At 41.3% G+C, this 11,909-nt stretch carries 7 protein-coding genes; all 7 read left to right on the top strand.

From position 1 onward, the window contains the following. Positions 1-317: 317 nt before the first annotated feature. The 7 genes from WKT20_RS13960 (at position 318) to WKT20_RS13930 (ending at position 11,902) form a co-directional block, all read left to right on the top strand. A complete protein-coding gene (locus WKT20_RS13960) occupies positions 318-3,524 on the top strand; it encodes a SusC/RagA family TonB-linked outer membrane protein (RefSeq protein ID WP_445323288.1) in 3,207 nt (1,068 codons plus the stop codon). A 16-nt stretch (positions 3,525-3,540) separates the two neighbouring features. Next, positions 3,541-5,304 carry a RagB/SusD family nutrient uptake outer membrane protein gene (locus WKT20_RS13955; protein WP_340417531.1) on the top strand — a complete coding sequence of 588 codons (1,764 nt, stop codon included), beginning with the start codon at positions 3,541-3,543 and terminating at the stop codon, positions 5,302-5,304. A gap of 141 nt (positions 5,305-5,445) precedes the next feature. Next, positions 5,446-6,966: a THUMP domain-containing class I SAM-dependent RNA methyltransferase gene (locus WKT20_RS13950; protein WP_117702936.1), complete on the top strand. Its 1,521-nt coding sequence runs from the start codon at positions 5,446-5,448 to the stop codon at positions 6,964-6,966. A gap of 14 nt (positions 6,967-6,980) precedes the next feature. Then, entirely contained in the window at positions 6,981-9,224 is a 2,244-nt protein-coding gene (locus WKT20_RS13945; RefSeq protein ID WP_270653842.1) for a S9 family peptidase, read from the top strand. Positions 9,225-9,248: 24 nt separating this feature from the next. Continuing rightward, the gene (gene purD, locus WKT20_RS13940) at positions 9,249-10,523 is read left to right on the top strand and encodes a phosphoribosylamine--glycine ligase (RefSeq protein ID WP_117702938.1); all 1,275 of its coding nucleotides are present in this window, start codon (positions 9,249-9,251) and stop codon (positions 10,521-10,523) included. 3 nt (positions 10,524-10,526) lie between these two features. Then, on the top strand, positions 10,527-11,462 hold the full coding sequence (locus WKT20_RS13935) for a hypothetical protein (RefSeq protein ID WP_117702939.1): 936 nt from the start codon (positions 10,527-10,529) through the stop codon (positions 11,460-11,462). After that, positions 11,438-11,902 (top strand): YqaA family protein, encoded by a 465-nt coding sequence (locus tag WKT20_RS13930; RefSeq protein WP_007560155.1) that lies wholly within the window; start codon positions 11,438-11,440, stop codon positions 11,900-11,902. Before WKT20_RS13935 ends, WKT20_RS13930 begins: the two co-directional genes overlap by 25 nt. Positions 11,903-11,909: the final 7 nt, after the last annotated feature.

Here is an 11,909-nt window from a genome sequence, read left to right as displayed (position 1 = left end):
CGGGATTAACCCAGACATGCAAGTTATTGACAAACTTTTCAAAGAACTCATTTTATTTACTGCCAGAGCCGCTTAGGCTTGGCGAATTTTTAACGAACTATTGCCAAAAATATAAACTTCAGATAATTTCTTTTAATATATAGTTGTAAAATTTTGGATATTTAGAAATATACATTTATATTTGAATTCAGTTTGGAATGCATAAAGAATATATTCCTATACAAACATATAGAATTATGTACAATTTAGTTAACCAATCTAATACCGAATCTATTGAAAATTATCAATAAATTCTATATACCTTAATTTTAAGAACTATGAGTAAACTGAAATTACTAGGTGCGTTACTACTAACTATTGGTGGAACCACACAGCTGCTGTATGCAGAACAGCCATCCATAATGGCTAATTCAGACATTGTACAACAAAAATCAACGTGCTCAGGAGTTGTAAAAGATGCGTCTGGTGAAAGTGTTATTGGTGCATCTGTATTGGTCAAGGGCACAACAATTGGTACTATCACTGACTTTGATGGAAATTTTGAGCTTCCGAATGTAGAAAAAGGAGCCGTAATTCAAGTTTCTTTTGTGGGCTATTTAACCAAAGAAGTTGTATGGAAAGGAACTCCAATTTCAGTCGTACTAGAAGACGATACAAAAACGCTAGAAGAAGTTGTTGTAGTAGGATACGGAACCCAAAAAAAAGTAAATCTAACAGGTTCTGTAGCAATGGCTGAGAGTGATGTACTGGAAAACAGACCTATCGCTAACTTAGCTCAAGGTTTACAAGGTGTTATTCCTAACCTGAACATTTCATTTGCCAATGGTAACCCAAATGCTGAAACAAGTATTAATGTACGTGGGTTAACTTCATTAAATGGAGGTTCTGCCCTCGTTCTTGTAGATGGTGTGGAAACAAATGATATTTCATTGATTAATCCTCAAGACATTGAAAGTATTTCTGTTTTGAAGGATGCTTCTTCTGCTGCTGTATATGGTGCTAGAGCAGCATTTGGAGTTGTATTAATTACAACTAAAAAAGGGAAAACAGGAGAAAAGATAACCTTCAACTACAATAATAACTTTTCATGGTCTACACCATCCAGATTACCCCATAGTTTACCGGCAGATCAATGGCTAAGAGCGATGAATACAGAATCTAAAAACACCAGTGGAACCCAATACTGGAGCGACGAACTAATCGCAGCCGTAGACGCCTATATGCAAGATCCCACTCGCCCAACAGCATGGGAAAACACACAGGGAAACAAATTTACAGCAAACGGAGAATGGGCCTATGCTGGAAATACAGACTGGATGGATATCTTCTATAAGAACGCAGCCTTTATGCAGCAACATAATGCAAGTTTGAGAGGTGGTAGCGAAAAAACCGCATACTACGCTTCATTAGGATACAAAGGGCAAGATGGCTTATTGGCTTTTGGTACAGATACATATAAACGTATCAATATGTCATTTAATTTCACTTCAAAAGTAACAAACTGGTTAGAAATTGGATTTAGAACAAAATATAATAGAAGTGAAATAAATGAACCAAACTCAAACCATTATACAAGTGAGGATCCTTATTATGAAGTTTACCGTGCATTCCCCTTCATCCCTGTATACTTACCAGATGGAGACTTTGCAGCTGTAGCAGGCTCGAACTTCAACTTTAATATTGCAGGAATGCTGGCACAAGCCGGACGCAAAAAGAACATATACGATGATATATGGTATACAGGATCTTTCAATTTAACCCCATTAAAAGGATTATCTATCAAGGGAGACTATACAGGAAACCGTTTATTCAGAGATGAACGCGCTCATAATAAAACAATTTATCAGAAACAACCTGATGGATCACAGATTGCCAAAGGAGAACCTAACGGTGTTTCATTAAAAAAATATGATGACACTTATCAGGCATTAAATCTTTGGGCTGAATATAAGTTTGAATTGCCTAAATCTCATTCTTTTACTGCCATGGTAGGATACAACCAGGAAAGTAAAAAGACTAGCAATTTTTATGGCTATGTAACAGACTTATACCTGAATGATGCTCCTATTATTGACTGGGCAAACACTAAACAGAAACTGGAAGAAGAAGCTACCATTTGGGCAGTTCAAGGTGCTTTCTTCCGATTAAACTATGACTATGCTGGGAAATATCTGGTAGAAGTAAACGGACGTTATGACGGTTCTTCAAAATATGCATCAGACAGCCGCTGGGGATTCTTCCCTTCTGCTTCTTTGGGATGGAGACTTTCAGAAGAAAAGTTCTTTGAACCAGCTAAAAAGATTTTCGACAATGTGAAGCTACGCGCATCTTTAGGTAGCTTAGGAAATCAGGTAACAAACAGCAACTTTGACTTCTTAAGCCTGATGGGATTCAAACAGCTAAATTATTTGATTGGCGGCAAACTTGCTAACGGTATTACTCCTGCTTCACTGGCATACAATAATGTAACATGGGAAAAAGTAACTACTGCAAACTTTGGTATAGACTTAGGATTATTAAATAACAGGCTGACTGCTTCATTTGATTATTTCTTACGTTATACAAATGATATGGTCGTATCCAAAGCCTACCCTGCTACAATGGGATCTACAGGAGGTAAAGAAAACTTGGCCAATATGCGAACAAATGGTTGGGAGTTGACACTTAACTGGAATGACAATATCAACGATGTAGCCGGTTCTACTTTAAATTATAACATCGGAATTGGTATTTCAGACAGTTATTCAACCATTACCAAATATGACAATCCGACTGGATACCTTGGTGACTACTATGAAGGCCAGCGTTTAGGCGACATTTGGGGATACGTAACCGAAGGATTCATTAAAGATGACGCAGAAGCTGAGACAATGAAAGTACGCCAAAAAGAAATTAGCGGAACTTGGCTTCCTGGTGATATAAAATATGCAGATTTGAACGGTGACGGTGTGATTACTTACGGAAAAAATCAATTAAATGACCATGGTGATAAAAAAATCATCGGCAATCAGACACCGAGATACCGTTTCAATATCAATTTAGGATTAAACTGGAAAGGATTTGATGTCCGAGCTTTATTTGAAGGTGTAATGAAAAGAGACTTATGGTTAGGAGATAACAATACAGTCTTCTGGGGATACACAGGTCAATGGTGGAGTGCATTAAATGAAACCCATATAAATGACGTATGGAGTGAAACCAATCCTAATGCCTATTTCCCAGTACCCACAAATACAACGAGAAGCCGTCAGATTCAAACAAAATACCTGCAAGACGCATCTTATATCCGCTTGAAAGATTTGACAATCGGTTATACTTTACCGACATCATGGGTATCTAAATTAGGTATCTCACAATTGAAAGTCTTTGCAAGTGGACAAAACTTATGGGAAGCTACCGGCTTATATAAATACTTGGATCCAGACTCTACAGGAGATACAAAAGATGATGGTAGCTTGGAAGAAAGAATGACGAAATATCCATTCTGCCGATCTTATTCATTTGGTATTAATGTTACATTCTAAATTTGCTTATTGTATTATGAAAAAAACTATATTATATGCCACATTGTTGGCACTTAGCTTTCAAAGTTGCGACTACCTTGACAGGGAGCCGTTAGACTCAGTAACAAAGGATCAGTTTTTCACTACTGCAACTGGTACTGCTCTACAACAATATTGCAACAACTTCTATCCAAAACTGATAAAAGGTCATGGTGATCCTTTGTCTTACAGTTTTGGTATGCTGGAAAAAGAATTTGAATCGGATAATATTTTTACATGGGAATATAATGTAAAAAGTTTTGGCTTGCATGTGGCTCCTACAGAAGCCAAGGATACAGAGTGGCAATGGGAAAATATACGTGCATGCAACGATTTCTTGATGAACTATCAATCATCTCCAGCAACTCAAGCTGAAAAGAATCAATATGCAGGAGAAATCTACTTCTTTAAATGCTTAGATTACTTTAATAAGTTAAGTGTGTATGGTGATGTACCTTGGTATACCACAGTTTTGAACCCTGGTGATGAGGAAATGTATAAAGGACGTGATTCCAGAATACTTGTTGCCGATAGCTTACTTTTAAATATTGAAAAGGCCATCAATCTGCTTTCTCCTAAATCTAAAGTGGGAGTAAGCCGAGTTTCAAAAGATGCAGCAATCGCACTAAAAGCCAGAATGTGCTTATTTGAAGGTACATGGAGAAGATATCATAACATAGAAGGCGACGTAAAATTCTTGCAGGAAGCATACGACGCTGCAGGCGAATTGATGAAAGAAGAATATGGTTACTCTATATTTAAAGGAAGTTCGCCTAAAACGGCATATCATGAATTATTTACACAAGAAAATTACAATAATAATCCAGAAGTAATTTTGGCTAAAGAATACGATCCTTCTTTAGGTAAAGGTAATAATGTTACCCGACAAATCGGAGTAGGAGAAACTCCTATTGGCGCAAGTAGAGACGCAGTAGAAGATTATTTATGCGCAACTACAGGAAAACCAATTTCACTATGCGGATGCGCAGGACATACCACACATACGGGAATTATTGCAGAATTAGAAAATAGAGATCCTAGATTATTGCAAACCATAGCTACCCCGAAAGATGGAGAATATACATATTATTTGCACGGTAAAGCATCCAATATTGCCAATATCGTAGCAACTGGTGCGGATGGTTCTTCTTCTACAGGTTATGCTATTGCAAAATTCTATAAAACATCTGAGTTTTCTTCAGACCACCATAAAGGTAGCATTGACGCTCCCATTTTCAGATACGGAGAAATCCTTTTAATCCGTGCTGAAGCAGGAGCAGAATTAGGAGTACTGGATAATACAGAACTTGGAAGAACAATCAATGAACTCAGAAAGCGCGTTGGTTTCAATCATCCATTGACCGTTAATCCAGTAGCTGATCCCAAACTGGAAAAAGAATATCCAAACATCAAGGGTAGCAATGCTAATTTAATTCGTGAAATCAGAAGAGAACGCCGTATTGAATTATTCGGTGAAGGTTATAGATACGATGACCTAAGAAGATGGGCTTGTGGTAAACGACTGGATGCTAGTGTAGTAGTAAGAGCTGGTATTATTCCTGATGCTAGTTTGTATACTACAGAACAAATAAACGATATGAAAGAAGAACTTGGCCTTACCACAGAAGGAGCATTGGATATTTATGGAAAAAGAGTAAAAACGCAGGCTGTATTTGAAGAACCTAAACATTACTTATTATCCATTCCTATCAATGAAATTTCTATCAATCCTAATTTGGCTCCCAATAACCCAGATTGGTAATATTTAACAGACTTTATATAGATAAAGATGGCTTATGAGAAAATCATTTTCATAAGCCATCTTTTCTTTATACACAGTTGACTAGCAACCTGAAATTTCGTATTTTTGCCCAATCAACTGAAATTACGTAATTTTATTAAGATGAATCAAGAATTCGAGCTTATCGCCAAGACCTTCCAGGGACTGGAAGAAGTTCTGGCACAGGAACTCACGGAATTAGGAGCCAGCAACATTGAAATCGGACGACGTATGGTTTCTTTCACCGGAGACAAAGCCATGATGTATAAGGCTAATTTCTGCCTTCGTACTGCCATCCGTATCTTAAAACCTATCAAACATTTTACTGCGAAAACTGCCGACGAAGTGTATGAGGCCGTAAAGAGTATCGCATGGGAAAACTATCTGGACAACATGAGTAGTTTCTCGGTGGATGCCGTAGTGTTCTCTAATGAATTCCGTCATTCTAAATTCGTGGCATACAAAGTGAAAGATGCGGTAGTCGACTATTTCCGCGAAAAGACAGGCAACCGTCCTTCCGTACGTATCAGCAACCCGGATTTGGCTATTCACATCCATATTGCAGAGGAAGAGTGTACACTTGCCTTAGATAGTTCAGGTGAGTCACTTCACCGTAGAGGATACCGTCAGGAACAGGTGGAAGCACCGTTGAACGAGGTATTGGCAGCTGGTATGATTCTGATGACGGGCTGGAGAGGTGAATGTGACCTGATAGACCCGATGTGCGGTTCAGGAACTATACCTATCGAAGCTGCTTTGATTGCACGCAATATCGCTCCGGGTGTATTCCGTAAAGAATTCGGATTCGAGAAATGGAAAGACTTTGACCAGGATTTGTTTGACGCCATCTATAACGATGATTCACAGGAACGTGAATTTATTCATAAGATTTACGGATACGACAACAATCCGAAAGCAAACGAAATTGCTCAGCATAACGTGAAAGCTGCAGGGGTAAGTAAGGATGTCATCCTGAAAATCCAGCCGTTCCAGCAGTTTGAACAGCCTGCACAGAAAAGTATTATCATCACCAATCCTCCTTACGGAGAGCGTATTTCTTCAGAAGATTTGCTGGGACTTTACCAGATGATTGGTGAACGCTTGAAGCATGCATTCACCGGAAACGACGCCTGGATTCTGAGTTACCGTGACGAATGCTTTGACCAGATTGGACTAAAAGCTTCTATAAAGGTACCTTTGTTTAATGGAGCATTAGAATGTCAGTTCCGTAAATACCAGTTGTTTGACGGGAAATACAAGGAATTCCGTTCCGACAACAGTGACAAGGAGTTTAAGCCGAAACGTGAAGAAAGACCGGCACGTCCACGCCGTCAGGGAGAAAAAGTGGAATACGGCCGTAAGGAGCGCAAAGACGGAGGTCGTGGAGAACGGAAAAAAGGTTTCCGCAGCGACCGTAAAGAAGGATTCCGTAAAGATGCTGACCGTAAAGAAACATTCCGCGGACGTAAAGCAGGTGACGGAAAAGAATTTACCCGTGAACGCCGTAAAGAATTCAAATATAAAGAAGATTCGAAACCACGCACTCCGCGTCCTTCTACAGACGACGGACGCCCAAAAGCGGCTCCTGCCCCACGCTACATGCACAGACGCCGCAGCGAGGAAGAAGGTAACTCACAAGATTAAAAAACGGACAGAACATGAAACGTATATTCTTTTTATTCTTTTTGTGCTGTATGACCACTCTCACCACTTTTGCCCAGGAAAAGAAAACTTATACACTGGAAGATGTGATTCCGGGCGGAAACAATTATTTCAACTTAGTCCCTGAAAACATTCCGGGACTGCAATGGTGGGGAGATGTATGTGTACGTGCGGGTGTGGAAAATATTCGCAGCATTCAGTTGAAAGATGGCAAGGAAACCATACTTGTCACACTGAAAGAGGTAAATCAAGCTATTGAAAAAGGAGAAAAGCCCTATCAGCTGTCGCACGAACTAAAACCGCTTCGCAGCCTGATGTCAGCTTCATTGCCTTGGTCAGAGCGTAAAGTCATAGTTTTTCAACAGAACAGCTATTGGGTGGAATATGACTTCGGACAGAAAAAAATTACGAACATATCCCGCCTGAACGAAAAAGCTACTAATCTTGACTTTTGCAAAACCAATGACAAAGTGGCCTATACCGTCGGTAACGGTTTGTTTGTAACCGGCGAAGGGGAGGTAAGTCACCAGATTAACCCTTCACAAACAGAAGAAGGGGTAGTTTACGGACAAGCTGTACACCGTAACGAATTCGGTATTTATAAAGGTACATTCTGGAGTCCGAAAGGAAGCTATCTGGCTTTCTATCGCATGGACCAGAGTATGGTCACAGACTATCCTCAGGTGAATACATCGACTCGTATCGCAACTCTTGAGCCGGACAAATATCCGATGGCAGGAATGACCAGCCACAAAGTAACGGTAGGAGTGTACGATGTAAAGACTGGAAAAGTAACTTACCTTCAGGCTGGTGACCCGACCGACCGTTATTTTACCAACGTTAGCTGGTCGCCCGATGAGCAGCATATTTATGTCATCGAACTGAACCGTGACCAGAATCATGCCCAACTTGTATGCTATCAGGCCGCCACAGGTGAACGAGAAGGGGTATTGTATGAAGAAAAGAATCCGAAATACGTAGAGCCTCAGCATCCGTTGGTATTCCTGCCGTGGGACGAAAGTAAATTTATTTACCAAAGTCAGCGCGACGGTTTCAACCACTTGTATCTGATGGATACGAAAGTAAAAGGAGAAAGTGCATGGAAGAATGGTAAACTGGAAGGCAGTACCTATCTGGAACACCTGAAAGTAACTCCTTTGACGCAAGGTGACTGGCTGGTGCAGGATATTCTTGGATTCAATACAGGAAAGAAAGAAATCATTATCGGTAGCACAGAAATATCTCCGCTGCAAACCAATCTGTTCAGCCTCAACGTAAAAACCGGAAAACGAACATTACTAGGAGAAAAAGACGGCATGCACCGGGCTTCACTCTCTGAAAGTGGTACTTACCTGATTGACAACTTCTCTTCATTCCAAGTAGGACGTGAAATCACTTTGCTGCCTACCAACGGAAAGAAAGGAACTACATTGCTGAAAGCTGATGACCCGATGAACAGCCTGTTTAAGTTGCCGGAAATTACCATCGGTACCTTTAAGGCGGCAGACGGAAAAACAGACTTGTATTACCGCCTGATTAAACCCGTGGACTTTGACCCGAACAAAAAATATCCGGCCATTATCTACGTATATGGTGGACCGCATGCACAGCTCATCCACAACACACGTTTTTATGATGCCAGAGGATGGGATTTATACATGGCTCAGAAAGGGTATGTGATGCTGACAGTAGACAGCCGGGGAAGTGACAACCGAGGACTGGCTTTTGAGAACTGTACATTCCGCCATTTGGGAGTAGAAGAAATGAAAGACCAGGTAAAAGGTGCCGAATTCCTGAAATCACTGTCTTACGTAGACGGTGAACGAATCGGCGTACATGGTTGGAGCTTCGGTGGCTTCATGACAACCAACCTGATGCTGACTTATCCTGACATCTTCAAGGTAGGTGTGGCTGGAGGACCGGTCATTGACTGGAAGTTCTATGAGGTGATGTATGGTGAACGCTATATGGATATTCCGGAAACTAATCCGGAAGGATACAAGGGTTCCGACCTGAAACAGAAGGCTGGCAACCTGAAAGGCCGTCTGGAAATCATTATCGGAGGTACGGACCCCACTTGTGTACCACAACACAGTTACTCATTCCTGAGAGCTTGTATTGAAGCTGGTACCCATCCGGACTTCTTCGTTTATCCGGAAGACGGACATAACATGATGGGACGTGACCGTGTACACCTGCACGAACACATCACCCGCTATTTTGAAGACCATTTGAAATAATAGACTAAAAAAACAGATACATATATGAAACTTTTACTTTTAGGTTCAGGAGGACGCGAACATGCACTGGCATGGAAAATCGCACAAAGCCCGAAAATTGAAAAGTTATACATCGCTCCGGGAAATGCCGGTACGCGTGAAGTAGGCGAAAACGTGGCTATCAAAGCCGATGACTTTGAAGGTATCAAGCAGTTTGTAACGGCCCACGGCATTGACATGGTAGTAGTAGGTCCGGAAGACCCATTGGTGAAGGGGGTATATGATTTCTTCAAAAACGATGACGAATTGAAGCAAGTACCAGTTATCGGTCCATCAAAGGCTGGAGCCGTACTCGAAGGAAGCAAGGAATTTGCCAAAGGTTTCATGCAGCGTCATCATATTCCGACTGCCGGATACAAGAGCGTAACTGCAGCCAACCTGGAAGAGGGACTGGCTTTCTTGGAAACCCTGAAAGCTCCCTACGTACTGAAAGCTGACGGATTGTGCGCAGGAAAAGGTGTATTGATTCTCCCCACATTGGAAGAAGCCAAGAAAGAACTGAAAGAAATGCTGGGCGGTATGTTCGGAAATGCTTCTGCTACAGTAGTTATCGAAGAGTTCCTGAGCGGTATTGAATGCTCGGTGTTCGTACTGACTGATGGAAAGAACTATAAAATCCTGCCAGAAGCCAAAGACTACAAACGTATCGGTGAAGGTGACAAAGGATTAAACACAGGCGGTATGGGTTCTGTTTCTCCGGTTCCATTTGCAGATGCGGAATGGATGAAAAAGGTGGAAGACCGTATCATCCGTCCTACAGTAGAAGGACTGGCTGCAGAAGGTATCGATTATAAAGGATTTATCTTCTTCGGACTGATTAACGTAAAAGGTGAACCGATGGTAATCGAATATAATGTCCGTATGGGCGACCCTGAAACAGAAAGCGTCATGCTGCGCATCAAGAGTGACTTAGTAGACTTGTTTGAAGGAGTAGCTCAGGGCAACCTAAATGAAAAGACACTAGAAATTGACCCACGCTCAGCTGTCTGTGTCATGCTGGTATCTGGCGGCTATCCGGAAGCTTATGAAAAAGGATTCCCGATGACAGGCATTGAAGAAGCAAAGGCAGGAGGAAGTATCGTATTCCATGCCGGAACAGCTTTGAAAGACGGACAGGTAGTAACTGCCGGAGGACGTGTCATTGCTGTCAGCTCTTACGGAGCCAACAAGGCAGAAGCTTTGGCACAGTCTTTCCAAAATGCAGGTAAAATCTGTTTTGAGAAAAAATATTTCCGTTCAGACATCGGGTTTGACCTGTAACACATGCTTGCCCGAAATAGATTTCAATATGAACTGGCCACCGGAAGAGCAACTCTTCCGGTGACTATTATTATCTGTCTTATCATGTATGGCATCACCTATCAGGAAAAGACAGATTTACTTTCTTTGGCCATCCACGGAGCTATAGTCTACTGCCTGATTGAATTGAACACCACATTCTCACTCATCCGGACACGTACAACACTTCATGCGGCCATATTTCTATTCTTTTTAAGTGGGCTACCTTTTTTGCACGCCTATTCACATGAGCAATGGATTCCCTTATTGTTCACCGTATCTTTCTCTTATTTGTTCCGAAGCTATGAATCGGTATATGCTCCGGTTCCTATTTTTCATAGCTTCCTCTGTCTCGGTATCAGCAGTTTTCTACTTCCGCAAGTGCTATACTTTATCCCGCTGATTTATTTCTACATGATTGGTTTAAGGGCTTTTACCCTCCGTACATTCTTTGCAGGGCTCATCGGTCTCCTCCTTCCTTATTGGATTGCATTGGCCTATCATCTTTACGCTGGAAACATGGAAGAAACCTGGCTACCTTTCAAAGCACTTACCTGTTTTTCTCCAATCGACTATTCTATTCTTTCTTTGTCACAATTAATTTCCGGAGGTATTGCAATCTTATTCATAGCCATTTGTAGTATAGAATGTATTCTGCATAGTTACCAAGACAAGGTACAAACGCGTATTATGCTCCGTGTCCTGATAATTACAGGAATAGGCACATTGGCCTGTATGCTACTTCTGCCTTCACATTTCAATACTTATTTTCTTATGACATTAATCGTAGGTTCCGTCATGGGTGGTCACTTACTGGCACTGACCTTCAACCGGTTTACCCGTATCTTTCTTTGGGTATCCCTTGGAATCTGGACCTGCGTATGTATCATGAATTTATGGATGCATTTATTCAATTTCTAATAGACTGGGGATACTGGGGAATGTTTCTCTCTGCATTCCTGGCCGGTACCATCCTACCGTTCAGTTCGGAAGTTGTGCTACTAGCCTGCATCGGATTAGGATTGGACCCTGTATGGTCCACACTTTTCACAACTGCAGGAAATGCACTCGGAGGTTTTACCTGCTATTGGATAGGGCGAATTGGCAAAACTGAATGGATTGAAAAATACTTCAAAGTAGACAAAAAACAAATGGACAAAGCCATCCGGTTTATTCACGGAAGAGGGTCGTGGATGGCCTTCTTCTCTTTTCTTCCCGTCATTGGAGACGCCTTACTTATTGCACTGGGATTTATGAGAGGCAATGTATGGATTACCACTATTGCTATGACTATTGGCAAACTGGCACGCTATGCCATCATCGTAGCCACAGCCTTGGGAGTATTCCGGTTCATCGGATAGAAAACCA

It is taken from the genome of Phocaeicola sp. ICN-14070, from assembly GCF_037892625.1.
GTDB lineage: Bacteria > Bacteroidota > Bacteroidia > Bacteroidales > Bacteroidaceae > Phocaeicola > Phocaeicola plebeius.
This window is presented reverse-complemented; position numbering and strand designations above follow the sequence as displayed.

What these genes read in the sequence shown, in the direction of transcription:
- WKT20_RS13945 (WP_270653842.1), top strand. Translation starts at nt 6,981, where the DNA reads ATGAAACGTATATTCTTTTTATTCTTTTTGTGCTGTATGACCACTCTC.
- WKT20_RS13960 (WP_445323288.1), top strand. Translation starts at nt 318, where the DNA reads ATGAGTAAACTGAAATTACTAGGTGCGTTACTACTAACTATTGGTGGA.
- WKT20_RS13955 (WP_340417531.1), top strand. Translation starts at nt 3,541, where the DNA reads ATGAAAAAAACTATATTATATGCCACATTGTTGGCACTTAGCTTTCAA.
- WKT20_RS13935 (WP_117702939.1), top strand. Translation starts at nt 10,527, where the DNA reads ATGCTTGCCCGAAATAGATTTCAATATGAACTGGCCACCGGAAGAGCA.
- WKT20_RS13950 (WP_117702936.1), top strand. Translation starts at nt 5,446, where the DNA reads ATGAATCAAGAATTCGAGCTTATCGCCAAGACCTTCCAGGGACTGGAA.
- purD (WP_117702938.1), top strand. Translation starts at nt 9,249, where the DNA reads ATGAAACTTTTACTTTTAGGTTCAGGAGGACGCGAACATGCACTGGCA.
- WKT20_RS13930 (WP_007560155.1), top strand. Translation starts at nt 11,438, where the DNA reads ATGGATGCATTTATTCAATTTCTAATAGACTGGGGATACTGGGGAATG.